The organism is Gilliamella sp. X-23 (genome assembly GCF_057063545.1).
Window position 1 is genome coordinate 45019 of sequence record NZ_JBXSQG010000012.1, and the last position, 24183, is coordinate 69201.

The 24183-nt window shown below is 33.8% G+C and carries 25 protein-coding genes and 2 tRNA genes; 12 read left to right on the forward strand and 15 right to left on the reverse strand.

Annotation, left to right across the window (positions count from 1 at the left end; translation table 11 throughout):
* Window positions 1-15 precede the first annotated feature (15 nt).
* A complete protein-coding gene (gene fabZ, locus ACYH9I_RS08770; protein WP_091348040.1) occupies window positions 16-462 on the reverse strand; it encodes a 3-hydroxyacyl-ACP dehydratase FabZ in 447 nt (148 codons plus the stop codon).
* Between the two features lie 230 nt (window positions 463-692).
* Between fabZ and fkpA the strand changes: the two genes are divergently transcribed.
* Genes fkpA through tusC form a run of 3 tightly spaced genes read left to right on the forward strand, consistent with a single transcriptional unit; the run spans window position 693 to window position 2232 of the window.
* Complete coding sequence (gene fkpA, locus ACYH9I_RS08775) at window positions 693-1478, forward strand: FKBP-type peptidyl-prolyl cis-trans isomerase (protein WP_483560383.1); 786 nt, start codon at window positions 693-695, stop codon at window positions 1476-1478.
* 16 nt (window positions 1479-1494) lie between these two features.
* Complete coding sequence (gene tusD, locus ACYH9I_RS08780) at window positions 1495-1863, forward strand: sulfurtransferase complex subunit TusD (RefSeq protein ID WP_483560384.1); 369 nt, start codon at window positions 1495-1497, stop codon at window positions 1861-1863.
* Window positions 1864-1878: 15 nt separating this feature from the next.
* The gene (gene tusC / locus ACYH9I_RS08785) at window positions 1879-2232 is read left to right on the forward strand and encodes a sulfurtransferase complex subunit TusC (protein WP_483560385.1); all 354 of its coding nucleotides are present in this window, start codon (window positions 1879-1881) and stop codon (window positions 2230-2232) included.
* 267 nt (window positions 2233-2499) lie between these two features.
* Here tusC and nagE read toward each other — a convergent pair whose 3' ends face one another.
* Complete coding sequence (nagE, locus tag ACYH9I_RS08790) at window positions 2500-4029, reverse strand: N-acetylglucosamine-specific PTS transporter subunit IIBC (RefSeq protein WP_483560386.1); 1530 nt, start codon at window positions 4027-4029, stop codon at window positions 2500-2502.
* A gap of 243 nt (window positions 4030-4272) precedes the next feature.
* Between nagE and nagB the strand changes: the two genes are divergently transcribed.
* The 3 genes from nagB to ACYH9I_RS08805 are packed head-to-tail and all read left to right on the forward strand — an operon-like array spanning window position 4273 to window position 7499.
* Window positions 4273-5079 carry a glucosamine-6-phosphate deaminase gene (gene nagB, locus ACYH9I_RS08795; protein WP_483560387.1) on the forward strand — a complete coding sequence of 269 codons (807 nt, stop codon included), beginning with the start codon at window positions 4273-4275 and terminating at the stop codon, window positions 5077-5079.
* A gap of 11 nt (window positions 5080-5090) precedes the next feature.
* Window positions 5091-6233 (forward strand): N-acetylglucosamine-6-phosphate deacetylase, encoded by a 1143-nt coding sequence (gene nagA / locus ACYH9I_RS08800; protein WP_483560388.1) that lies wholly within the window; start codon window positions 5091-5093, stop codon window positions 6231-6233.
* Between the two features lie 36 nt (window positions 6234-6269).
* A complete protein-coding gene (locus ACYH9I_RS08805) occupies window positions 6270-7499 on the forward strand; it encodes an ROK family protein (protein ID WP_483560389.1) in 1230 nt (409 codons plus the stop codon).
* Window positions 7500-7561: 62 nt separating this feature from the next.
* Here the strand turns inward: ACYH9I_RS08805 and asd are convergent, their stop codons facing one another.
* A complete protein-coding gene (asd, locus tag ACYH9I_RS08810; RefSeq protein WP_483560390.1) occupies window positions 7562-8665 on the reverse strand; it encodes an aspartate-semialdehyde dehydrogenase in 1104 nt (367 codons plus the stop codon).
* A gap of 293 nt (window positions 8666-8958) precedes the next feature.
* Between asd and ACYH9I_RS08815 the strand changes: the two genes are divergently transcribed.
* Window positions 8959-9333 carry a hypothetical protein gene (locus ACYH9I_RS08815; RefSeq protein WP_483560391.1) on the forward strand — a complete coding sequence of 125 codons (375 nt, stop codon included), beginning with the start codon at window positions 8959-8961 and terminating at the stop codon, window positions 9331-9333.
* A 163-nt stretch (window positions 9334-9496) separates the two neighbouring features.
* On the opposite strand, the gene ACYH9I_RS08820 is transcribed toward ACYH9I_RS08815, so the two are convergent.
* The 10 genes from ACYH9I_RS08820 to ACYH9I_RS08865 all read right to left on the reverse strand — a co-directional run bounded on the left by ACYH9I_RS08820 (window position 9497) and on the right by ACYH9I_RS08865 (window position 16081).
* Complete coding sequence (locus ACYH9I_RS08820) at window positions 9497-9934, reverse strand: PTS sugar transporter subunit IIA (RefSeq protein ID WP_483560392.1); 438 nt, start codon at window positions 9932-9934, stop codon at window positions 9497-9499.
* A 15-nt stretch (window positions 9935-9949) separates the two neighbouring features.
* Entirely contained in the window at window positions 9950-10948 is a 999-nt protein-coding gene (locus tag ACYH9I_RS08825; protein WP_483560393.1) for an SIS domain-containing protein, read from the reverse strand.
* A complete protein-coding gene (locus ACYH9I_RS08830; protein ID WP_483560394.1) occupies window positions 10945-12030 on the reverse strand; it encodes an SIS domain-containing protein in 1086 nt (361 codons plus the stop codon). The genes ACYH9I_RS08825 and ACYH9I_RS08830 overlap by 4 nt, the downstream gene beginning before the upstream one ends.
* Before the next feature lie 13 nt (window positions 12031-12043).
* Window positions 12044-12865, reverse strand: coding sequence for a PTS system mannose/fructose/sorbose family transporter subunit IID (locus tag ACYH9I_RS08835; protein WP_483560395.1), 822 nt, complete (start codon window positions 12863-12865; stop codon window positions 12044-12046).
* The gene (locus tag ACYH9I_RS08840) at window positions 12846-13679 is read right to left on the reverse strand and encodes a PTS mannose/fructose/sorbose/N-acetylgalactosamine transporter subunit IIC (RefSeq protein ID WP_483560396.1); all 834 of its coding nucleotides are present in this window, start codon (window positions 13677-13679) and stop codon (window positions 12846-12848) included. The genes ACYH9I_RS08835 and ACYH9I_RS08840 overlap by 20 nt, the downstream gene beginning before the upstream one ends.
* Window positions 13680-13696: 17 nt before the next feature.
* Window positions 13697-14164, reverse strand: a complete 468-nt coding sequence (locus ACYH9I_RS08845) for a PTS sugar transporter subunit IIB (RefSeq protein ID WP_483560397.1) — start codon at window positions 14162-14164, stop codon at window positions 13697-13699.
* Window positions 14165-14166: 2 nt separating this feature from the next.
* Window positions 14167-14859: a GntR family transcriptional regulator gene (locus ACYH9I_RS08850; protein ID WP_483560398.1), complete on the reverse strand. Its 693-nt coding sequence runs from the start codon at window positions 14857-14859 to the stop codon at window positions 14167-14169.
* Complete coding sequence (locus tag ACYH9I_RS08855) at window positions 14856-15578, reverse strand: GntR family transcriptional regulator (protein WP_483560399.1); 723 nt, start codon at window positions 15576-15578, stop codon at window positions 14856-14858. The genes ACYH9I_RS08850 and ACYH9I_RS08855 overlap by 4 nt, the downstream gene beginning before the upstream one ends.
* A 326-nt stretch (window positions 15579-15904) precedes the next feature.
* Window positions 15905-15981, reverse strand: a tRNA-Pro gene (locus ACYH9I_RS08860).
* A 24-nt stretch (window positions 15982-16005) separates the two neighbouring features.
* Window positions 16006-16081, reverse strand: a tRNA-His gene (locus tag ACYH9I_RS08865).
* A gap of 473 nt (window positions 16082-16554) precedes the next feature.
* Here ACYH9I_RS08865 and ACYH9I_RS08870 point away from each other — a divergent pair.
* Window positions 16555-17235, forward strand: coding sequence for a response regulator transcription factor (locus ACYH9I_RS08870; RefSeq protein WP_483560426.1), 681 nt, complete (start codon window positions 16555-16557; stop codon window positions 17233-17235).
* An 18-nt stretch (window positions 17236-17253) separates the two neighbouring features.
* Entirely contained in the window at window positions 17254-18549 is a 1296-nt protein-coding gene (locus ACYH9I_RS08875; protein WP_483560400.1) for an ATP-binding protein, read from the forward strand.
* An 11-nt stretch (window positions 18550-18560) separates the two neighbouring features.
* On the opposite strand, the gene ACYH9I_RS08880 is transcribed toward ACYH9I_RS08875, so the two are convergent.
* Window positions 18561-19232: a M15 family metallopeptidase gene (locus tag ACYH9I_RS08880; RefSeq protein ID WP_483560401.1), complete on the reverse strand. Its 672-nt coding sequence runs from the start codon at window positions 19230-19232 to the stop codon at window positions 18561-18563.
* A gap of 240 nt (window positions 19233-19472) precedes the next feature.
* On the opposite strand from ACYH9I_RS08880, the gene rlmN reads away from it, so the two are divergent.
* From rlmN to ACYH9I_RS08895, 3 genes are all read left to right on the forward strand, one after another.
* Window positions 19473-20606: a dual-specificity RNA methyltransferase RlmN gene (rlmN, locus tag ACYH9I_RS08885; RefSeq protein ID WP_483560427.1), complete on the forward strand. Its 1134-nt coding sequence runs from the start codon at window positions 19473-19475 to the stop codon at window positions 20604-20606.
* A gap of 36 nt (window positions 20607-20642) precedes the next feature.
* Window positions 20643-21257, forward strand: coding sequence for a tetratricopeptide repeat protein (locus ACYH9I_RS08890; RefSeq protein WP_483560402.1), 615 nt, complete (start codon window positions 20643-20645; stop codon window positions 21255-21257).
* A 62-nt stretch (window positions 21258-21319) separates the two neighbouring features.
* Window positions 21320-21895: a manganese efflux pump MntP gene (locus ACYH9I_RS08895; protein WP_483560403.1), complete on the forward strand. Its 576-nt coding sequence runs from the start codon at window positions 21320-21322 to the stop codon at window positions 21893-21895.
* A 155-nt stretch (window positions 21896-22050) separates the two neighbouring features.
* On the opposite strand, the gene ACYH9I_RS08900 is transcribed toward ACYH9I_RS08895, so the two are convergent.
* Complete coding sequence (locus ACYH9I_RS08900) at window positions 22051-24180, reverse strand: AAA family ATPase (RefSeq protein WP_483560404.1); 2130 nt, start codon at window positions 24178-24180, stop codon at window positions 22051-22053.
* Window positions 24181-24183 lie beyond the last annotated feature (3 nt).

Below are 24183 nucleotides of genomic sequence, written 5' to 3' on the forward strand. Positions count from 1 at the left end.
GTAAAATACCAAATGTTATTTACGAGCACACATCATTTCAGCTTCGCAAACTAACTTGCCATCAACGGTTGCAACACCATGGAATAGCGCAATGCCACGACGCTCTTTAATATATTCAACATCCAACACAAGTTGATCACCTGGTACAACAGGACGTTTAAAACGTGCTTTGTCAATTGAAGCGAAGTAATAAAGTTGCCCTGGAGATAACTCTTCAATGCTTTTAAATGCCAAAATTCCTGTAGCTTGTGCCATAGCTTCTAAAATTAATACACCAGGGAAAATCGGTTTATTAGGGAAGTGTCCCTGAAAGAATGGTTCATTTACAGTAACATTTTTTATCGCTTTTAATGTTTTACCTTTTTCGTAACTAAGTACGCGATCAACCATTAAAAATGGATAACGATGAGGTAATAAACTGATAATTTCTTCAATATCAAGGGCATTAAGTTCGGTAGTCAAAATAGCTATCCTTATACATTATTTGCTATAAATTTTATACATTATAACTGATGAAGCCTCTTTCACTCAAGGATGATTTAAAGTACAAAATATTACTTATCCAATTTTATTATCAGCACAGAATATAAATTATTAAATAAATGATTGGTAAACACTATATTATCTTTTGTTAAATAATATATAATAGTCGAATTAACAATCTAAAAGAATTTCTAACTTGGAGAAGTAGAATGAAATCATTGATTAAAATGACCTTAGTAAGTAGCGCAATTGTATTGGCATTAGCTGGCTGTGATAAAAAAACAGATAAAATAACAATTTCAACAGATGCACAGAAAGAAGCATATGCATTAGGTTCATCATTTGCAACATACATGAAAACAAATTTAGAACAAAATGAAATTAAACCAGATCAAAAGTATTTAATTGGTGGTTTTAATGAAACATTCAGTGGTGCATCACAACTAAGTAAAGATGAAGTTAAAACTATCTTAGAAGCGTTTGGTAAACGAATTCAAGAAGAAAGCCAAGCGCGTTTTGAAAAACAAAAAACCGAAAATACAGCTGCCGGTGACAAATTCCGTGAAGAATTTGCTAAAAAAGATGGTGTTAAAAAAACTAAATCTGGATTGCTTTATCAAATTTTGGAAAATGGTTCAGACCATCATCCGACTGCCGATGATACCGTTATCGTTCATTATACAGGTACCTTAACTGATGGACGTAAATTTGACAGTTCTTATGATCGTAGTGAACCAGCTAAATTTCCTCTTAATGGTGTGATAAAAGGCTGGATTGAAGGCATCCAACTAGTTGGTGTTGGTGGTAAAATTAAACTTGTTGTACCACCAGATCTAGCTTATGGCGATCAAAACATTCCTGGTCAAGAAGGTAAGGCAGGAATCCAACCAGCATCAACATTAGTCTTTGAAGTTGAATTACTTGGTATTGATAATAATAAAAATGATACAAATGAAGAACCAACGTCAGAGTCAAAACCTGAGCAATCAGAATAATAATCAACAGACTCACTTGTTTGATTCATTAAGCTATACGCTTATTGTTATGGGTCCTGTTTATGGGACCCAATCTGCTTATTGTGCATATCAATTTGCACAGGTTTTACTGTCTAACACTCCCCATACGATTAAAAACATCTTTTTTTATTCAGATGGAGTTTATAATGGTAACAGCTATACCGATCCAGCCAGCGATGAGTTTGATTTAGTGTCTGCATGGCAGAAATTAGCAAAAACATACTCCTTAAGTTTAACTGTTTGTGTTGCAGCAGCACAGCGACGCGGTGTTATCAAAAAAAATCTTGCAGATCATTTTCAATTAACAGGCCTTGGCGAGCTTAGCGAATCAATTGCGACAACAGATCGAACCATTCAATTTTAGAATTAAATCACTGAAATGAAAAAATTAGCAATTATTATTAGCTCACCACCTCATGGAACTGCCAAAGGTCGCGAAGCACTTGATATCGCATTAGCCACCTCAGCTATTAACCATATTTCTGTTTTTTTTGTTGATGATGGCGTATTTCATTTGTTACCTAATCAACAACCAGATCAAATTTTAATGCGCGATTATATTGCAACTTTCAATATGCTTGAGCTTTATGATATTGATGATGTGTATATATGTGAATCTTCACTTAAATCAAGAAACCTAATGCAGCTACCTCGTAATATCCCTAGTAAACTAACTAATAATCAGTTATTAACTCAATTATTAACCATTCAAGATGTAATATTACGATTTTAATTTTATATTGAAATACCAAATCTTACACTACAACAATAGATTTGATTTTTAAACAAAAAAAATTCAGAAAACATATTGATTTTATTGATTTTTTATTTTTTGTTTTTTAAAAAAATAACCAATTTTTCGTAAAAGATGTATTTTCGCATTGATAGATAGACTAATGGAATTTCGTAAGTTTAAAGCCAATAAATAATCCACTCTATTTTTATTATGCTTAAATAAAGTGGATTATAATTCATTTAATTTAGTTTTTATTTTATTAAACTAGAATAATTTCTTCATTTGATCGGCAATTTTTTCGGCCTGAGTACCAACAATAATTTGCACACCAGTTTTACCTAATTTAATGACTGCCATCGCACCTAGTGCTTTAGCGTCTTGTTCATTGACCAACTCTGAATCATTTACACCTAAACGTAATCGTGTAATACAAGAGTCAATGTTGGTTAGATTCTCTTTACCACCTACAACTGCTAAATATTGTTCAGCAAGTTTAGATATATCACCAATTGTTTGTTTTTGATTAGTACGTTGAGTTGATGAAACTGTGGTATCTTCATCTTCACGACCTGGTGTTTTAAGGTTAAATTTAACAATAACAAAACGAAATACCACATAGTAGACCACAAAGAATACTAAGCCCTGAAGAATTAGCATAGACCAATGTACTGCTAGTGGATTTCCTGACTGAAGCAACATATCTATTAGGCCTGCGCTAAAACCAAATCCACATATCCATTGCATAGTCACAGCAATAAATAATGAGATACCTGTTAAAACCGCATGGATAAAATAAAGCACCGGCGCTACAAACATAAAAGCAAATTCTAGTGGCTCAGTAATACCAGTAAAGAATGCAGCAATAGAGGCTGCAAACATAATTGATGCAGTTTTCTCTTTATTGCCTTTTTTAGCCGTATGGTACATGGCTAATGCTGCACCAGGCAGGCCAAACATCATAACAGGGAAGAATCCAGCTTGGTACCGACCGGTAATACCTACAACAGCTTTACCAGTATCAATAGAGCTTTGTCCGCCCAAGAAATAAGGAATATCGTTGATACCAGCCACGTCAAACCAGAATACTGAGTTTAAAGCATGGTGTAAACCAACCGGAATAAGTAAACGATTGAAGAATCCATAAATACCTGCGCCAACAGAACCTAATCCTTGGATTAGTTGACCAAAATATTCTAAGCCACTATAAACAACAGGCCAAATAAAATAGAAAAGCACTGAAACAAGTAACATCACAACTGAGACAATAATAGGGACAAAGCGTTTACCGCTGAAAAAGGCTAATGCTTTATGTAACTCAATGGAACTAAATCGATTGTATAACTCTGCTGAAATAATCCCAACTAAAATGCCAATAAATTGATTGTTGATACTATTAAATGCTGGCGGTACTAGTTTTTGCCAATCTTTAACAGTTTTTATATCTATTCCATGGAAAAATGCAATAGATTCAGGTGATAATAAGGTAGTGATAATTAAAAAGCCCACTAAACCAGAAAGTGCAGCTGCACCATCTTTATCTTTAGACATACCATAAGCCACACCAATAGCAAAAAGTATTGGCATATTACTTAGAATAGCACTACCTGATGTCACTAAAAATTTAGCAACAATACTAGCATCCCATTCCATAAGTCCAAACAAGTTTACATGACTAACCCACTCTATATGGCTAACCCACTGACCAATCCCTAGAAGTATTGCGGCAGCCGGCAATACCGCCACAGGTACCATCAGTGAGCGCCCAATGCGTTGCAAATAAGCTAAAATTCCCATAAGTTAACCTCATATATTATTAAACTATACCTAGAAAGTATAAAAAACACTTTTAGGTACCAGTAACTACTTTATTCATATTTCATATCATATTATTTTACTTTGCAAATTAATTGTTTATTTTTTGTGATTTTTATCACTATTTTTTTGGATTAATTCCTTTAATATAGTAAAATATAGTCAACATATTTTACTTAAAAAAAAAAGAAACTATTTTAATTATATCAGAAGAGGTGGTATTACATGAGACTTATTCCTTTAGAAAATGCACAAGAAGTCGGCGCTTGGGTAGCACAACGTATTGTTAATAAAATTAATCAATTTAAGCCAACCGCAGACCGTCCATTTTTACTAGGCTTACCAACAGGAAGCTCGCCGTTAGTTATGTATCAACAACTGATTAAGCAGTATAAAGCAGGCCATGTTAGCTTTAAAAATGTCGTGACTTTTAATATGGATGAATATGTAGGCCTTCCTGAAGATCACCCTCAAAGCTATCACACATTTATGTACGAAAATTTCTTTAATCATATTGATATTGATAAAAACAACATCCATATATTAAATGGTAACGCACCTGATATTGATGAAGAATGTCGTCAATATGAAGCGAAGATCAAAGCTTATGGCAAAATCAACATTTTTGTAGGTGGTGTTGGTCAAGATGGACATATTGCATTTAATGAACCAGGATCTTCTCTTTGCTCTCGTACTCGTATCAAAACATTAACTGAAGATACACGCATTGCCAATTCTCGCTTTTTTGATAATGATGTTAATCAAGTACCAAAACATGCGCTAACTATAGGTGTTGCCACTTTAATGGATGCTCAGGAAGTCATTTTATTAGTTTGTGGTCATAACAAAAGCTTAGCGTTACAAGCTGGTGTTGAAGGTAGTGTTAATCATCTTTGGACAGTGTCCGCACTACAAATGCATCCAGCTTCAATCATTGTTTGTGATGAACCAAGTACTGATGATCTTAAAGTGAAAACGCTAAAATATTTTAAACAAATGGAAGCTGATAATCTTAAAGTGACCGTTTTATAAAGGATAAATCAATGTACGCATTAACAAATTGTCGTATTTATACAGGTTATGAAATTCTTGAAAATCAAGCCATTATTATCAACGGCGGCAAAATTGCTAAAATCTGTAAACAAGACGAATTAACCCCAGATATCAAAATTGAAAATTTACAAGGTGCAATAGTCGCACCTGGCTTTATTGATATTCAAGTCAATGGCTGTGGTGGGGTGCAATTTAATGAAACGCTTGATGCTCTAAGTGTTGAAACATTAGAAGCAATGCAAGCAACAAATCTAACTTATGGATGTACGAGTTATTTACCAACTTTAATTACATCAACTGATGAATTTATGATCAAGGCGGTTAAAGTGATGCGTGAATATTTAGCCACGCATACCAATCAAGCACTTGGTTTGCATCTTGAGGGACCCTATATTAGTCCAGAAAAGAAAGGCATCCATGACGAAAATATTATTCGTCAGCCTTCACAAGAGATGATTGATTTTCTTTGCGAAAATGCAGATGTAATAAAAATTATCACGTTAGCCCCTGAAAGAGTCGACAGTCATTTTATCAAACAGCTGGTTAATGCTGGGATTCATGTATCAGTTGGTCATTCCAATGGTCATTATGATGACTGTCGCCGTGGATTTAACGATGGTATTCGTTTAGGAACGCACCTATTTAATGCCATGCCTTATATTTCTGGACGCGAACCGGGTGTAGTTGGTGCAATTTATGATGAACCTGAAGTGTATGTGGGCATTATTGCTGATGGTCAACATGTCAGCTGGGCAAATATTCGCAATAGTCACAAAATTAAACAAGATCATTTAATCTTAATTACCGATGCAATGCTGCTTGCTGGCTCTAATTTAGAATCTGGCATATTTGCAGGTAAAACCATTTATTATAAAAATGGTCGCTGTGTGGACGAAAAAGGCACACTTGGTGGTTCAGCATTAACTATGATTGATGCAGTAAAAAATGCTGTTGAATATGTAGGCATTGCGTTAGATGAAGCGTTAAGAATGGCGACACTTTACCCTGCCAAAGCAATTGGTGTAGATAAACATCTTGGTAGTATTAGTGAAAGTAAAATTGCAAACCTTGTTATCTTTAATCGCGACTTTACAGTAGTTAAAACGGTTGTTAATGGAGAAATGAATCGCTAGAATATCAGATAATTAATGAAAAATATTGAGTAATATATGACATTTAATTATCTGAATTTAGTTGGCAATGCTGAATTAATCAAACAGCTAAATTATGCAATGATTTATCGTTTGATTGTTCAGCAAGCGCCGGTTTCTCGTATTCAATTGGCCGAAATTAGTCAATTAGCGCCTGCAAGTATTACCAAAATAACTCGCCAACTTCTTAAAAAAAAATTAATTAAAGAAGTCGATGCCCAGCAATCAACGGGAGGACGACCTGCAGTTTCAATTGAAGCTAAATTTGGACACTACCAAGCCATTGCTGTGCAATTAAGCCGTTCTCATGTAACTACTGAGCTTTTTGACTTAGGGGCTAAATGTCTCGTGTCAAAAACATATTCACTTACCAATTTTACCGAACGAAAAGTACAAGAATATTTAATTACATTGATTAAAGAATTCATTGAGGAAAATAGAAAAAAAATAAAAAATTTAGTTGCAATATCCGTTGTGCTCCCTGGCTTAATTGATTCTGTCAATGGCATTATTCGTTATACGCCACACATTCAAGTGAAAGAGTGGGCTTTAGCCAAAGTCTTACAAGAACAATTCAATGTATCTATTTTCTTAGGCAATGATATTCAAAGTTTAGCATTAGCCGAAAGTTATTTTGGGTCAACACAACATGTTGATGACTCCATTTTAATCCGTGTACACCGTGGTGTAGGATCTGGCGTTATTGTTAATCAACAACTGCTGACAAATCATAATCAAAGCGCTTGCGAAGTTGGACACATCCAAGTTGATGCATTAGGAGAACGCTGCCATTGTGGTAACTTTGGTTGTTTAGAAAACCGCGTAGTCAATAAAGCCATTGAAAACCGAGCGAAACAGATGATTGAGCAAGGCTATAGGTCAAAATTAACAACAGATCACTGTGATATTAACCATATCTGTCAATATGCTAATCAAGGAGACGAGCTAGCTATAAAACTAGTCAAAGATGCTGGTGAAAACCTTGGCAGGGCAGTTGCAATTATGGTTAATATCTTCAATCCACAACGAATCGTATTAGCAGGTGAAATCACTAAGTCACCAGAAATACTATTAAATGCAGTCAATAGTGCATTAAATGCTCAAAGCTTAAAAGGTTTACGAAAAAATCTGACCATTACTTGTTCATCACTTAATGATAGATCGGCAATTGGAGCCTTTGCACTAGTACAGCAAGCTTTATTTAATGGATCATTATTAATGACATTGTTAGATGATACACAACAGTAATCTATTGTGATAAAAAATAAAGCCCGACCAATCAATCGGACTTTGCTATTTTATTGCTAAATTTATGCTAAAATGCGTAACATTCTTCGTAATGGTTCAGCCGCACCCCATAATAATTGGTCACCCACTGTAAAAGCAGAAAGATAATCTTTACCCATATTCAATTTACGTAAACGCCCAACAGGTGTAGTTAACGTACCTGTAACCGCTGCTGGAGTTAATTCTCGCATTGAAATTTCGCGATCATTAGGAACGACTTTTACCCAATCATTGTGCGCAGCAAGAAGCTTTTCAATTTCTGGCACACCAATATCTTTTTTCAATTTAATCGTAAACGATTGACTATGACAACGCAAAGCTCCAATACGGACACAAAGTCCATCAACAGGAATAATCTGACTTGTTCCCAAAATTTTATTGGTTTCGGCTTGTCCTTTCCACTCTTCTTTACTTTGACCATTATCAAGCGCCTTATCGATCCAAGGAATTAAACTTCCTGCTAACGGTACACCAAAATTATCGGTTGGTAAGCTACCATCACGCATTTTTTGGGTCACTTTTCTCTCAATATCTAAAATAGAAGAATGCGGATTTTGTAACTCTTTGGCAACCTCAGCATTTAGCATCCCCATTTGAGTAAGCAGTTCACGCATATGGCGCGCACCACCACCTGAAGCAGCTTGATAAGTTGAAACCGAAACCCAATCAACAAGGTTTTCAGCAAATAAACCACCAAGAGACATTAACATTAAGCTCACAGTACAGTTACCACCAACAAAAGTTTTAATACCTTTATCTAAAGCAGCATGAATGTTAGCTTTGTTCACAGGATCGAGCACAATGATTGCATCATCTTCCATACGTAATGTTGATGCCGCATCAATCCAATAACCTTTCCAGCCCGTTGCACGTAGTTTTGAATAAATCTCGGAGGTATAATCCCCACCTTGGCAAGTAACAATAATATCTAAAGCTTTTAATGCATCAATATTATCTGCACTTTGTAATGTGCCTGTTTTACTGCCAAAAGTAGGAGCTGCTTGACCTGCTTGAGAGGTAGAAAAGAAAATAGGATTGATATAATCAAAATCATGCTCTTCAACCATACGTTGCATAAGCACAGAGCCCACCATTCCACGCCAACCGACAAAACCAACATTTTTCATAATTTATTTCCAATAAGTAGAGGTTATATAAAGCAATATTTTTATCTATTAAAACAAAATATCACCATAAAACAAGTAAGATAAGAATTATTTTTACATAAAAGTAAATAATAACGTGGTGTTATATATTGAAAGACAAAACAACGACAATAACAAACAAAAAACAAATCATCATCTGTACCAAATACTTTTTCTGAATAATTTTATTTATTATGTTAAAATGTTGATTAATTTTATCTATTTCATTTTTTCAAATGATCAGGTTATTAGCCGACTTATTTATAACAGCTTATATGTCTCTAACACTTTTCTTAGTTGGAATACTTCTTCGTGCGTGTTGGCACAAACAAAGTAAAAAAGTTGTCTATTTTATATGTTTTGCCGGATGTTTTATTCCCTTTTATTTATCATACAAAATAGTACTTCCTTTTTTTAAAGAGACATTAGGTGAGCTCCCGGGATTTTCACTCGTCCTATTATTGGGTTTAGGTTTTGTCAGTATTATTTTATTTTCTATGATTATTGAAAATTATCAAATGTATAATTGTGACGATGAACAAAATACAAAACGATTAAATAATAAAGAACATAATAAAAAACACAGAAGAGCAATAAAAAAACAAGAAAGAAAAAGAATAAAAAAACTTGAAAAGAACTCAAATAAATAACTTAATCATAAAATTCAAATGATTGTTAACTTAGCGCATATGGATATATGACAAAGATGTAAACATTATTAATAGTTAAATTATTTATAGGGCATATTATAGAATTTGGTGACAGAATTAACTGTCACCTGTAAATAGAAAATACACAAAATATAGGATGAAATCAGAAATCCTCATCCTGACTTTTATTATCCATTATTGAAACAATGTTATATCGTTCAATACTTTTTACCGATACATCAATTACTTCTGATAGCAAATCATTCAATTTATTTCCGTCATCAGTTCTTAATGTAAAAGTTGTCAATAACATTGGAATATTAACACCCGCTATGACTTCTAATCGAGGATATTTAGAAACCAAATTAACCAACGTATTAAACGGTGTCCCTCCTTTTAAATCAACAAAACATAAAACATCAGAGCTGTCACGGGTTAACTTTTCTAACTTCTGCTCAATCTGCTGTTGAAAATCATCTAAAGATTGCCCCATTAGAAAAGGCACTGCCTCACATTGAGCTTGTTTCCCACAAATCATTTCTGTTGTTTCAATTAAACTTTTAGCGGTTAACCCATGAGTACTCACCAATACCGAAATCATTCACCCTTCTCCATATTAATAATCTAAACAGCGATAGTAGCGACGAATTGTCATTGGATGACGATTTAAATGCTCAACATATGCATCAATACGATTATTAATAGCACGAAAAACAAATGGAGAAAGGTTTCCACGATATTTGTCTGATATACCTGGCAATTCGTAATCTTTAGTATCAATGATAGTGTAATTACCACAAATCTGAGGAAGAAACTTCGCAACCCTTTCGCTTAACGGGCGCTGAGTATCTTCGCCGACATAAACTGTAACTGCAGTATCTCGATCGATAACTTCTAATGTACCATGGAAAAATTCAGCTGATTCAATGGATTTTGAGCGTAACCAGTGTTGTTCTTCCCAATAACACATTGCATGTGAATAAGTCGCCCCCCATTGATTCCCTGCTCCCACAAAATAATGCATCGCATCATTATGATGTTTTTCAGCAACTTCTTGTCCAAATTTATCAGCTTTTTTTGCCACTGCGACGATATTTTTTGCAAAATTTTGATCCATTTGTTGATAAAAATCGTCATAATCAGGAAACTCATTAGCTAAAAACATTAAACGATCAGCAGCCATAAAGAATTTTAATTGTTCATTCATTGGGTAAGAGATAACATGATCAGCCATTTTACCTAATGGAGAATCAGCTTTATCTAAAAAAGCAAAAACTGTAGCACCGACTTCTTTTTGAATCTTATCGATAGCTTGAACTACCTCTTGGGTTGAGCCCGTAACAGATGAAATAATAACCAATGTATCTTTATTAATTCTCTTATTACCAGTTACTAGATATTCAGCAGCATGTTGAATAAAGGTTTCAATAGCTGATTTTTCTTTCATGTGTACAACTGCTTGCATTGAAGATGCATAAGTACCACCAATACCCAACCAGCAAACATTGCTATAACCACGTTTGTGGATTTGATCAATGAATTGATTGATTTTTGGACGTAGAGCTAATGCGCCATTCATGCTGTCTAGTTCTTTTTGTTCATCAAATTTTCTCATTTTATAATCCTCTTAATTTTAGATTTAGTTATTTGGTCAAATTCTGGGTATGTTGATTTCTCAAGATTATGACCTTTTAACTGTGATACCTGATAACTTAACAAGTGAATGGGCACTGTCATAAATAATGAAGTTAACAATTCATCACATTCAATATTTAGGCAAAAATCTGTTGTTTTTAAGCTACTTGTACTTTGAGCGTAAATAGTTAAAACATTTGGAACATATTGATTCAAAAATTCTTTTAAAGATTCCGCTCTTTGTACTAATCGCCCATGTGGTTCGATAAAAATAATACAGTCATCAGTATGTAGACCTAGGTATGGACCATGCATATACTCTTCCAGCTCTTTACCAAAAGCCGTATTTCGTACTGTTTCTGTAAATTTAGTTTCGCCTTCCCTAGCTACACCATAAGTTGCACCATAACCAATGAGAATGACTCTTTGGGCATGATAAAAAAGATCTTGATATCTATTAACCCAATCTTGTGATTGTTTAATAATTTGTGGAAGCAATTGTGTAATTTTGCGCATTTGTTCAAACAAATCGTCAAACTGTTTCTGGTTTATACGCTCTGTTTTTGTGCCAATTACAAGTGTAATTAACATTAAATCAAGGATAGTCACACTATAACCAACACTGACATAAGGCATTTCTTCAACAGGCATACCCATAGATAACACATGGCTGCTTACCTTATATAATGGACTTTTCGGATTGCTAGTAAGAGTGTAAATAGTTTGATTATTATTAACAAACTGTTCAACCAAATAAATGGTTGAATAACTTTCTCCTCCTTGTGAAATAGCAAAATACAAGGTATTGGGATCATTATAGTACAAATAGTTAGCAGCCATTGATGGATCTTCAATATAGACGGGCACCTTTAATAATTTACTCATTAAAGGCCTTGCACCATAAGCGGCATTAGCACTTGAACCTGTTGCAAATATAACAATTGCGTTAAGTTGTTTAACTTTACTTAAATCAATGGTATTGCCAAATAATGTTTGATAGTTATCTAAAATATTTTGATAATATTCAGGTTCTAATGCGACATAATCTGCGATACTTTTCATTTTTTTCTCCTTACTAGCCTAATAACCCACTCCAAGCTCCCAAAATACCAATAGCAGCAATAAATAAGAGAATCCAATGGGCTTTAATCCCTTTTTTGACTAACACAAAGATAAATAGTGTAAAAAGTAAAGGTAAGATTTGCGGTATAACACCATCAAAAATATCTTGTAAAGATGAAGCATTAATTCCCGAACCTAATTTTAATGGCATATTTAATGTCACCATGGTAGCAACCATAGCCCCAACTACACAAAGTCCCAAAACTGATGCACCATAGGATAATTTATCCATTAATCCAGTCTTTTGAACTTTTTCAATAAACGATGCACCAATGTTATATCCGATTAATAAACCAAAATAACGTGTTAACATTGCAGGAATATTGAAAATTAATAAAAACAAAAGAGGACCTAAAATATTACCTTCAAGTGCTAAAGAAGTACCTATTCCGGTCGCTATGACACGTAGTGTTCCCCAGAAAAATGAATCACCTAAACCACTTAATGGTCCCATTAACGCTATTTTGACGTCATTAATAGAGCTTTTATCAAAATTACTATCTGTCGCATTTTGTTCTTCCATGGCAATAGAAATTCCTAAAGGAAAAGTAATCAACCATGGTGTAATATTGTAGAATTCTAAATGCCGTTGATAAGCATCAGTTAATTCTTCTTTGTTATTGCTGTAGATTTTATCTAAAGCAGGACGCATAGAATAGGAATAACCTAAGTTCATTTGTCGTTCATAATTCCATGACCATTCAGCAGTAAAAGATCGCCAAAACGTCCTTGTTAATTCTTTTTTGGTTATTAATTTAGAATTCTTCATTTTCATAATTGATCTCCTGTACACCTAAAGTGTCGCCAGTATTATTTAACCTTTGATTGCCATCTTCTGTTACGTCTTTTTTTCCATTAAATGCGGAATAACCTGTCAAAATTAGAGCAATACACGCACCGAAGATGGCCACTCCAGTAACAGGCACTTTCATATAAACAGCCAAAGCAAAACCAAGAACAAAGAACGTTGCATTGGTTTTTTTTATCATTATTTTCATTAACATAGCAAAACCAAATGCAGGTAATAAGCCCGTTGCAATACCTAAACCATCTATAATAAATTTAGGAATCATTTCTAATAAGTCATTGATCGCCGAGCTGCCAAATAGATAAGATAATCCTACAACTAAACCAATTGGAAGATTAACAGAAAAGAATCCACCTAATAGATTCATTCGGTCCATACCTTTACCATTACCTTCACATGCGTATTGATCGGCTTTATGAACAAAATAAGGAAGGATAAAAAGAAAGCATAAGTTTTTAACTAATAAAACAAATGAAGCAATAGGAATACCTAGCGTTAAAGCTATTTCCGTACTTTTACCAGCACCTATTGCAAAGGCGGTACCTAAAATACTCCCTGAGATAATTTCTGGGGGAATAGAGGCTCCAATAGAAAACGATCCAACAAAAGCTAATTCTAATGTTGCTCCAATAATAATGCCTTGTGTGATGTCTCCCATGACTAAACCAACCAAGGTACAAGTCACTAATGGTCTTGATAACATTGATGAACCTAAAAGGTATTCACCATTGGCTAACATCGCAACCAAAGCTAATAGAAATGCAGTTAATTCGATACTCATTTTTTGTACCCTCTAAACTATTTTTGAAATTTTTGCTTTGATTCATTCGGAACTTGCTGGATATAGACATCAACACCATCTTGTTGTAATCCTGTTAACAAATCTGCTTCTAGCTCGGTTAGATTGATTGTTTTAGAGTAATTTTTGGTTTCTTCACGAGGTTTAGTTCCACCTAAATTGAGGCTTGTTATTTTACCATGCGTTCTACGTATTAATTTTTCAGCATCAGCGACAGATTCAACAACTATTAACATGTGATACTTATCGGTTATACCTGAGTTAATGGCTTCAATGCTATCATCTATTGACTTCATTACTAATTTCGCATGTTCAGGTTTCGCTAAACGAATAGCAGACTTACGTAACTCATCATTTGCGACCATATCGTTAGCAACTAAAATGGTATTAGCGCCAACATTTTCGAACCATGAAACAACAACCTGACCATGCAATAAGCGGTGATCAACGCGTAATAATTTAATCATTGTTATACCTCCTTGGTAAAATCGACCACATATTGAGTATTGCTAGCAAACCTATACTCAATGGCAATCGGTTCGCTATTAATATCAAAATAGTGATTAGAAATTTTAAATAATGGGTCGTTTATTTTGCATCGTAACTGTTTAGCTAATTCAGCATTGGCCACAATTAATTGCAAATCCTGTTCTAATTTATCTACTTTTCTCTTTCCGGAATTAGTAATTTCAAGTGCAGATAAAACTTTTATTATTGAAATTTGAAAGTCTGGAAAATAATTAAGAGGCAAGAGAAAAATTTCTTTGACGATGCTGTTTTTAGCGACTTCTAAAAAACTAACGTAATAGATAAGCTCAGCAGGTTTTATTTTTAATACTTGGCTATAGTAATTTCCAGCTACCCTTAGATAGGATTCTTTTATGACTTTCTTATAATTTTGATAAATATGAGGTTTAATAATACCTGTCATTTTTAGAATAGTTTGTATAGAAAGTGTTGGTGCAATAAACAAACCAACGCCTTTTTTCCTGACAACCATATTTTTACCGACTAACAGATCAATTGCTTTTCGGATAGTTGTTCTACTTACACCATAATCTTTTTGCAACTGTCCTTCTGGTGGTAATTCTGAACCTACTCCATATTGTCCGGTGGTAATTCTCTCCATTAAATGATCGGCTATTTTTTCAAACAAACTCATTTAGATATTTCCCTATAATCAAAAATATTTTTAGCAGATAAATGATATCTAAATTTATTTCCGGTCAAATATTGAACAGTGTGTTCAAAAGGCTGAAAATTCTCATCGAAACTGTAACTTGATACTTTATAAATGGGTGTACCGACAATCACTTGCAAATATGTTGCTTTATCTCCGGTTGCTACTTCATAGGCAATCTCTTCTCGTCCATGACTTGGAACAAGGTGATAGTGATCTCTCAAAAATTGATAAAGAGAAACTTCATTTAAATCCATTTGATCTAATTTTTTAAATTTTTCGGAAGATAAATAGGTGATTTCATAAGATAGGGGAGTTTCACCTAATAAACGTTGCCTTATAATTCTAGTTAATTGCTCATTCGAACAAAAAAACTTTCTTAGCGCCACAGGCATTTTAATGATTTGATTAGAAATAACTTTTATTGTAATTTGATTATTATCGTCTTTTTTAACTTCTTCACTAAATGAAGACATTTTTAACATATTTATCTCAAAAATCTCACTACATTCCAAATTTTTTTCATTTTGGGATAAATAGCTTTCCATAATTAAGTTATTTAATGCCCTTCTCACTGTTGTTCTACTGACATTAAAGTATTCAGCAAGCCCTCTTTCTGTCGATATTTTCTTAATAACAGATGGATTTGCTTTAATTTGTTCTTCTACATAAATTTTAGAAGCAACATCACGATATTCCAAAGACATTTCCTCCATGTTTTTTGGATCCGCTTATTCAATAGATGTATCTTAATCTACATAATACCTACTAAAAAATAAACAAATAAATACATGTTATTATTTTTTGGTGCCAAAATTGTCGTCTTGATCACAATTTTTCAGCATCAAAGAAATTAAATCATTAAAATAAAAATAAGAAAAAGTCTTGTTAAATCGTAGTTGTAACTGAAATTAATACAAAGGAGCTCTAAGCGATTTTTTAATTATTCACTAAAGTTATTAGAAATGAGTCAATTGTTTGGAAGATAATAAAAACCCACTCAAATAAGTGGGCTTTTATTAAAAATTGGTCGGCGAGAGAGGATTCGAACCTCCGACCCACTGGTCCCAAACCAGTTGCGCTACCAAGCTGCGCTACTCGCCGTTAGATATTTTTGCATTCTATAAATGGGGTGGCTAATGGGATTCGAACCCACGACAACTGGAATCACAATCCAGGGCTCTACCAACTGAGCTATAGCCACCATAGAAGCAGGACGAAATATTACGCATAAAATATAATATTGTCCAGCATAATTTAAAAAAAATACATCAATTGGTTATATAAAAAGCGTTAGGGGTATAAAATTTGATAACCTTAAATGTTTCTAACATGATTAGATCTTCATAAATATTAGTTTCATAATACTTGTTGTTTCATTTTTTATCTCCATATTATATTTATAAAATAATATTCGTGAATGTTATTTTATATATCTTAGTTAAGAATTGGATGATACGATCTCCTAATAATCATTCAATTTCACTTATATTTATTAGTAGTTTAAAATTTATACTAAAACGTATAGTTAATATGAAATTTTTTACGTAATTTGATAGTAAATTAAATAATCAGGAATAGCTTAAAATATGTAATATTTTAGTAAAACTGCCTGACTTTTTTTTTATTATTGCAATAATGTAACTACCTAAAATTAGATAATAATGGCGATATATGATAAATATTTTATTAATTGATGATGATATTGAATTATCACAGATGCTTAGTGAATATTTGACTAATGAAGGATTTAATATCAAAAGCGTTTATTTGGGTAAAAATGGTATCGATGAAGCATTATCGGGTAAATATCGTGCAGCAATTTTAGATGTGATGCTACCGGATATTAATGGTATTGATGTATTAAAAAGTATCCGTCAACAATGTAATATGCCAGTTATCATGCTCACAGCCAAAGGCGATAATATCGATCGCGTCTTGGGATTAGAATTAGGCGCTGATGATTATATTCCTAAGCCATGTTACCCACGTGAATTATTGGCAAGATTACGTGCAGTTTTACGACGATTTGATGAACGTTCGGTTGAAATGGTTGATGATAAAAAATACCATTTTAACGGTTTGACACTGGATCTACCACAGCGATTATGTACTTGGAATGGACAAGCTATTGACTTAACATCAACTGAGTTTAATTTGTTAGTTCTATTGGTAAAACATAACGAACGAGTGGTAACTAAAGAAGAATTATCCGAAATTGGCCTTGGACGAGCACGAGAACTTTACGATCGTAGTGTAGACGTACATATCAGTAACATTCGCCAAAAATTACATCAAGTTGCACAAAATGATGTGACAATTGAAACTATTAGGGCTGTTGGTTACCGTATTCGTTAATGATCTAATAGGCTTGAAATGAATCATCGATTATTTTGGAAAATACTCATTATATTTGGGGTTATCTTTTATCTTACCTTTCAATTAACTTGGATTGCGTTTTCAATTTATGTAGAAAATAAAACGCAAAGATTCCTCAATCATATGCCGACAAAAGTCGATATGATTGCTCAGTTATTACATGTGGCAGGAGAAGATGAAACACTTAATTTTATAGCACATTTACCTGAACAAGAGAGGAGTTTATTGTCAATAAAATTAGTTTCCCCTCTTAATGAGCAAGTCAATATTTTAACCGATGAATTAGAAACTCCAACCTATGCCTATCAACGCATGGCCGTAGCACCAGACGGCACACTTTATTCTATTTCATTTAAAGAGGATAAAGATGACCATAACAAAAAAGCATGGTTCAATATGCCAATGCCAATTGTGTTAATGGGAATATGTGTTGGGCTTGTTTTTAGCCTTTTTTTAGCGTGGAATTTGACCAGGCCAATGAGGTTATTAAGACAAGGTTTTTTCAGAGTATCTCAAGGCGATCTTTCAGTTAGATTATTCAATAAATTAAAACCCCGCCGCGATGAGTTAAGTGAGCTAGGTAAAGATTTCGATATGATGGTTGAGCAACTTAATATCTTGATCTCTGATCGTCAATCGCTCCTTCATGATGTTTCTCATGAACTCAGAACGCCACTTGCCCGTTTACAGTTAGCAATTGGGCTTGCTCAACAGAATAAACAAAACATCGATACGGCTTTAGCTAGGATAGAGCTAGAATCACAACGATTAGATCAGTTAATTGGTGAGATTTTAAATTATTCTCGTGCTGAAATGAATAATCGTACTGATGAATATTTTGATTTAAAAGCCTTAATAGGTGTCGTTATCAACGATGCTAACTATGAGGCTAATCACCAATTAATTGATGTACATTTTACTTCATCATCAATTACTCATTCGATTGTTAAAGGCAATTCAGAACAAATACGCCGCGCTGTTGAAAATATTATACGAAATGCAATTCGCTTTTCAAAAGCGGGACAAGCAGTAGAAGTTTCATTAAAAGAAATAGGTAAGTATTTACAAATTGAAGTTAAAGATCGTGGACCTGGTGTTGAAGCAAATAAATTATCCAGTATTTTTGAACCGTTTGTCCGAATTCAGTCTCCTCAATTAGGTAAAGGCTATGGTTTAGGATTAGCAATAGCTAGAAAAACCGTCATTATGCATAACGGTACTATCCAAGCAACAAATCGAGATGACGGTGGACTTATTGTAACAATATGCTTGCCTTATTGGAGAAATCTTTAATATTAACAATGTTAATAACAGTCAGTATTAACGGTCAATACATACTCTTTAACTAGGCTTTCTAATTTAATTTTATCGTGACCAGTGAAGTTTAATATTCTCATAATAGCATCTGGATCACGTTCTAATATGGCTTTATATTGTGCAATATATTGACTAGAAATAGGCTGGTATGACCAGTGCCATTCTTCAAGTTGATATCCGCCGCTTCTCCCGTTATTAAATGATTGGCAAAATCCATATTTAGGTAGATTCTCTTGAAGCCACTTATAAAGAATAATACCTTTTGGGTCATTTCTAAAATATTCGGAAGAAACACTAGTAATATCAACATCTGTTCCCCAGTGATGACGTGAAGTACCTGGCATTGATGAATATTTTAAAATTTCTTCCGCAATTTTTTGAGGATCATTAAATTTAGCAGACAATGCATCCCATTTCCGTTGCCAAATTCCACTTTGGTAAGTGTAGTTACGTGTTGCACTTACCACAATAAAAGGGATATTTGGATACTCTTTTTTAAAGTCTTTAAACGCTTTTACTAGCTGCTCTGCCACTTCTTTTTGTAGATACATTCCCTTTTTATTAACAGGCAACTCAGTTGAGTCTAATGTAATAAAATCCTTGTCCTTTTTTTCATCAAATTGTCCTGTTAGTTTATTCAATGATATTGTTTGGGCCATAGTAACAGTCGAACATAAAAGTAACGTTAATGATTGAATTACACAAAGAATGTTTTTTAATTTTGTTGATTTACCTTTCATTTTAAATATTACATCTATTCTTTAATAGCAAGATAAGGTGAAAAACAGTATAATCTTTTTTCTAAAAATTGAAATAGCCATAATGTGTAAAAACGAGGCCTTATGTCAACACCATGTACATCCACTATGTCTGCAAGTTGTTCAGACTCTCCAAACGCAATGAATCTAACTACAATGAATCCAAGTAACGAAAAAATAAATTTACTCAATTTCACACGCCAACAATTAAGAGAGTTCTTCATTTCACTCGGCGAAAAACCATTTAGAGCTGATCAGGTGATGAAATGGATCTATCATTTTGGGATAGATGATTTCGATCAAATGACCGATATCAATAAGAAACTACGGGAACAATTAAAAACTTTAGCTGAAATTAAAGCTCCGAAGATTGCCATAGAACAACGTTCTTCTGACGGTACAATAAAATGGGCTCTTGATGTGGGTAACAATCAATTAATTGAGTCTGTTTATATACCTGAGCGAGATCGTGCTACATTATGTGTTTCTTCACAGGTTGGTTGTGCACTAGAATGTAAATTTTGCTCGACAGCTCAACAAGGATTTAATCGTAATTTAACTGTTTCTGAAATTATTGGCCAAGTTTGGCGTGCATCAAATGCTATTGGGGTAACGGGTAAATTAGCTGATAGACCTATCACTAACGTAGTTATGATGGGAATGGGTGAACCACTACTTAATTTATCTAATGTCGCTCCCGCAATGGAAATTATGTTAGATGATTTTGGCTATGGTTTATCCAAAAGACGGGTCACATTATCCACTTCAGGCGTGGTTCCTGCCTTAGATAAGCTTGCCGGTATGATTGATGTTGCATTAGCCATTTCACTTCATGCTCCAAATGATAAGATTAGAAGTGAAATTATGCCAATAAATCAAAAATATAATATGGCAATGTTACGTGATTCTATTTTGCGTTATCTTTCTACTTCAAATGCTAATCATGGCAAGGTAACAATTGAATATGTGCTACTTAATCAAATTAACGACAGTGTTGAACATGCCCATGAACTTGCTACATTTTTAAAAAATGTGCCAAGTAAAATTAATTTAATTCCTTGGAATCCGTTTCCTGGTGCGCCTTATTCACGTTGCTCAAATACTCGTATTGACCGTTTTATGAAAACATTAATGGGATATGGATTTACTGTCATTGTCCGTAAAACACGTGGTGATGATATTGATGCCGCATGCGGCCAGTTAGCTGGCGAAGTTGTTGACCGTACTAAAAGAACACTTTATAAAAAACAAAACATTGCCCAGCAAACAGCATAAGAATAGACCTTTATAAAGAAATGAAAGGAAGGATAAATGAAAAAATTGTTAATATTATTTAGCTGTTTTTTGATAATAATGCTGTCTGGTTGTCAAATGAAAAGCAACGATGAATTTGATCCAGAAAAAGCTGCTTTAGCAAGAATGCGACTCGGGTTGGGTTATCTTGCTAAAGCAAATGAGTCAGAAGAAAATATTAAAGCAGCACATTATAATCTAAAATTAGCAGCGCAATACTCACCAGACAACCCTCAAGTCATGTTGGCGATGGCAATGTTTGATCAACATGTGGGTGAATATAACGAAGCCGAAATGATTTACAAACGTATTACGTTAATGCAGCCAGGTAATGGATTATATCATGTACATTATGGTTCTTTTTTATGTGGTCTGAATCGTTATCAAGAAGCAAAAGCACAGTTTGAACAAAGTATTGAGTTAGATCGCCATCGTTGGAAAGCTGATGCTTATGAACAATATGGCTATTGTGCTATCCAAAATAATGATAAAAAAACAGCTGATTTAATGTTTACACAACTTTTCCAATACGACGCAAATAGACGAGATAATGTCAAAAAAACAGCTGAAATTTATCAAAAAAAGGGAGACATTAAAGTTGCAAATTATTTGTTTTCAATAACAAAAGAATAGGTCACAAACAATTATTATTTAAACCATTAACATCATTATAATTTTCAGTAAAAGTATATGTCATGAGCTTTTGGGCTATTTTATTATTAGCATTGGCAATGTCAACCGACGCCTTTGCAGTCGCTATTTGTCGAGGGATTTCCCTTAAATCAATACCATTCATTGAGGCATTAAAAGTCGGTATTTTATTTGGTATTGTTGAGGCTATTACACCTTTACTTGGTTGGTTAATTGGTTATATTGCACTGCAATATATCGAACAATGGGATCATTGGGTTGTTTTTGGTGTCATGTTATTTTTAGGCCTTAACATGATTTATAATAGTTTCAAACAGACTGATGATCATTGCCAAGAAAATGAAGTTACATCATCAAAAAAAACTTTTTTGATGTTAGTTTTTACTGCTATTTCAACCAGCATAGATGCATTTGCTGTTGGTGTTGGATTGGCATTAGCTAGCGTCAATATCTGTTTTGCTGCAACAATGATTGGAATTGCAACATGTTTAATGGTCACCTTTGGATTATTATTGGGCAATAAAATGGGATGTTTAATTGGTAAGCGAGCTGAATTCTTAGGGGGGCTAGTGCTTATCATGATTGGAACAATAACACTTTATCAACATCTATCTAATTAGTCCTTCTTTGGTTTTTATCTTGACGAACTTCTTATTTTAAAGAGGATTCTTATAGCGTTATCATATGCCCTTAAAGTAAGCCTATGGTAATGTAAAATAAAACTGTTACCTTTGCTGATAACAGTTTGTGGAAAACATCTCTATTTTACATCTTTTTAAATTTTACAAAATGTCATATCAAAACTACGAGTCTGCTGATTATAAACTGCTTGGAATACACCTTTATCATTAGGATTTTGTAAAATATGATTTACGATAAATGGCCTAATATTAGTTTTAATATAACCAGGCAATCCCCGAGCACCACGAATTAAATCGTAATGATCATGACAAAATGCACTTATACAAGAATCTGATATCTCTATAGTAAAATCACGAGGCCGATATGCTTGATTCAGCTTATCTATTTCGCGTCGAATAATCTGCTCAATAACCTCCATAGGAAGACGTTTAAAATGGAGAATATTTTCACGTCCATTAAACCGATTAAGCAGTTCAGAACGATAAGTATTATTAAGTTCATTTGTCGCCAATTCGCGTGCTGCTTCATCTGAAAGGTTGGGATCTAAATAGTAAGGTTGTCCAATATTTGAAGTCATAATAATCATAATATCAGAAAAATCGACTGTTCTACCAACATTATCAGTTAACCGCCCATCCGATAAGATCTGTAAAAAGATATTAAATACATCAGGATGTGCCTTTTCGATTTCATCAAATAGATAGATACCAATAGGTTTTGATCTAACTGAGTTAGTTAATATACCACCAGCTTCAAATCCTTCATATCCAGGGGGAGCCCCAATCAATTTAGCAACTGCATGTTTTTCCATGTATTCAGACATATCAAAACGAACTAACGACTTTTCGTCACCATAGACATATTTAGCTAACGCTTTAGCCATTTCAGTTTTACCCACTCCTGATGGTCCTAAAAATAGGTAAGACATTGCAGGGCCTGGTTCTTCTAAAGCATCAACCTTAGCAACTTTTACTGAATTAGCTACATGTTTGACAATACTATCCTGACCAAAAATTCTTGATAATAAATTTGCCTCCAAATTAATCAAGTTTTCAACTTCATTTTCATCCAGTTTGTTTGCCGGTATTCCTGAAACTTTACTAAACTCTATGATTACCTCTTGGCGATTAAGTCGCAAGTCTTTATTGGCTAACATTACCAATTTCTGGTGTCGTTCGTTGTTTTGAGCAATTTCGGTATCAATTTGTCGAACCTTTTCTTTCAATTTAGCTACTGAAGGAGAATCAAATCCGCCAGCAGTAAACTGAGCAAATGTTTTTACGGCCGTAGACTGTGAATTATTGTTGTTATCCTCTTCTTCTTGCAGCTGAGTGATTTCATCTTGCAATTGAAAGCGTAATGTTTCAGCATCACGTTGATATTGATAAGTTTTATTAATTTCTGACTTCAATTCATGCCAATCTTTCTGCCATTGTTCAAGTTGTTGTTGCAAATCTTGCCGTTCCGTTTCATTGTTACTTTTTGCAATTTTATCCATTAATTCAACAATTTTAGGATGCTGTTTATGTGTAAGTTGTCGGTAACTAGCAAGTGCGCGATCAAGTAACGAAATCGCTCTTTGAGGTTGTGCTCCCCCTAAGCCTAAACTATCGCGATATTTACTAGTTAAGTGTATCGCTTCATCAATAGCATCTTCATTAATTTGAATTTTATGATGATCAGAAAGATCTTTTGCAACCACCGAAACAATATTTTTCAAATCCTCACCAACCGGCTCTTTAACATCGTAAAGCGTGTAAAGTTCTGGCATTTTCGTACTAGCTTTTAATACACTACTCAGTTTATCGTCTCGCACTTCCAAAATAACTTGGAAATTATTTGATTTATCGGCGTTATTTAACGCATTAATAAAGTGAGCATTACCAGTATTGTGTGCCCCCTCCAAAAAATTAGCTGTATCAGTAATAATTAGGACAGATTCAGGCGTTTGCATTAACTTTTTTAAGATACTTTGAAATTCATTATTAATCTTAGCACTATCACCGCTCGAAAAAAGCGCATCGCAATTCAACCAAAATAATTTTTTTACAATCAAATCAAATGGTGTATCTGGACTATTTTTAATAGCTTGTAAACCAAGGGTAAGCATTGAAACACCTACCCCTGCTGGTCCTGTTAATAAAAGTGAATTTGATGATTTTCGAATAAGAATAGACGATATTCGTTCTAAATCATGTTCCCTACCAACTAAGGTAAAATTAGGATATTGCGCTAAATATTCACGCCCTCTAACTAACAACATTAT

Coding starts and splice junctions, on each gene's coding strand:
- nagA (WP_483560388.1), top strand. CDS start 5,091: ATGTACGCATTAACAAATTGTCGTATTTATACAGGTTATGAAATTCTT.
- ACYH9I_RS08830 (WP_483560394.1), bottom strand. CDS start 12,030: ATGAAAAGTATCGCAGATTATGTCGCATTAGAACCTGAATATTATCAA.
- ACYH9I_RS08880 (WP_483560401.1), bottom strand. CDS start 19,232: ATGGCCCAAACAATATCATTGAATAAACTAACAGGACAATTTGATGAA.
- rlmN (WP_483560427.1), top strand. CDS start 19,473: ATGAATCTAACTACAATGAATCCAAGTAACGAAAAAATAAATTTACTC.
- ACYH9I_RS08805 (WP_483560389.1), top strand. CDS start 6,270: ATGACATTTAATTATCTGAATTTAGTTGGCAATGCTGAATTAATCAAA.
- ACYH9I_RS08890 (WP_483560402.1), top strand. CDS start 20,643: ATGAAAAAATTGTTAATATTATTTAGCTGTTTTTTGATAATAATGCTG.
- fkpA (WP_483560383.1), top strand. CDS start 693: ATGAAATCATTGATTAAAATGACCTTAGTAAGTAGCGCAATTGTATTG.
- tusC (WP_483560385.1), top strand. CDS start 1,879: ATGAAAAAATTAGCAATTATTATTAGCTCACCACCTCATGGAACTGCC.
- ACYH9I_RS08900 (WP_483560404.1), bottom strand. CDS start 24,180: ATGTTGTTAGTTAGAGGGCGTGAATATTTAGCGCAATATCCTAATTTT.
- ACYH9I_RS08820 (WP_483560392.1), bottom strand. CDS start 9,934: ATGATTTCGGTATTGGTGAGTACTCATGGGTTAACCGCTAAAAGTTTA.
- asd (WP_483560390.1), bottom strand. CDS start 8,665: ATGAAAAATGTTGGTTTTGTCGGTTGGCGTGGAATGGTGGGCTCTGTG.
- nagB (WP_483560387.1), top strand. CDS start 4,273: ATGAGACTTATTCCTTTAGAAAATGCACAAGAAGTCGGCGCTTGGGTA.
- ACYH9I_RS08895 (WP_483560403.1), top strand. CDS start 21,320: ATGAGCTTTTGGGCTATTTTATTATTAGCATTGGCAATGTCAACCGAC.
- nagE (WP_483560386.1), bottom strand. CDS start 4,029: ATGGGAATTTTAGCTTATTTGCAACGCATTGGGCGCTCACTGATGGTA.
- ACYH9I_RS08825 (WP_483560393.1), bottom strand. CDS start 10,948: ATGAGAAAATTTGATGAACAAAAAGAACTAGACAGCATGAATGGCGCA.
- ACYH9I_RS08840 (WP_483560396.1), bottom strand. CDS start 13,679: ATGAGTATCGAATTAACTGCATTTCTATTAGCTTTGGTTGCGATGTTA.
- ACYH9I_RS08845 (WP_483560397.1), bottom strand. CDS start 14,164: ATGATTAAATTATTACGCGTTGATCACCGCTTATTGCATGGTCAGGTT.
- ACYH9I_RS08850 (WP_483560398.1), bottom strand. CDS start 14,859: ATGAGTTTGTTTGAAAAAATAGCCGATCATTTAATGGAGAGAATTACC.
- ACYH9I_RS08875 (WP_483560400.1), top strand. CDS start 17,254: ATGAATCATCGATTATTTTGGAAAATACTCATTATATTTGGGGTTATC.
- ACYH9I_RS08815 (WP_483560391.1), top strand. CDS start 8,959: ATGTCTCTAACACTTTTCTTAGTTGGAATACTTCTTCGTGCGTGTTGG.
- ACYH9I_RS08835 (WP_483560395.1), bottom strand. CDS start 12,865: ATGAAAATGAAGAATTCTAAATTAATAACCAAAAAAGAATTAACAAGG.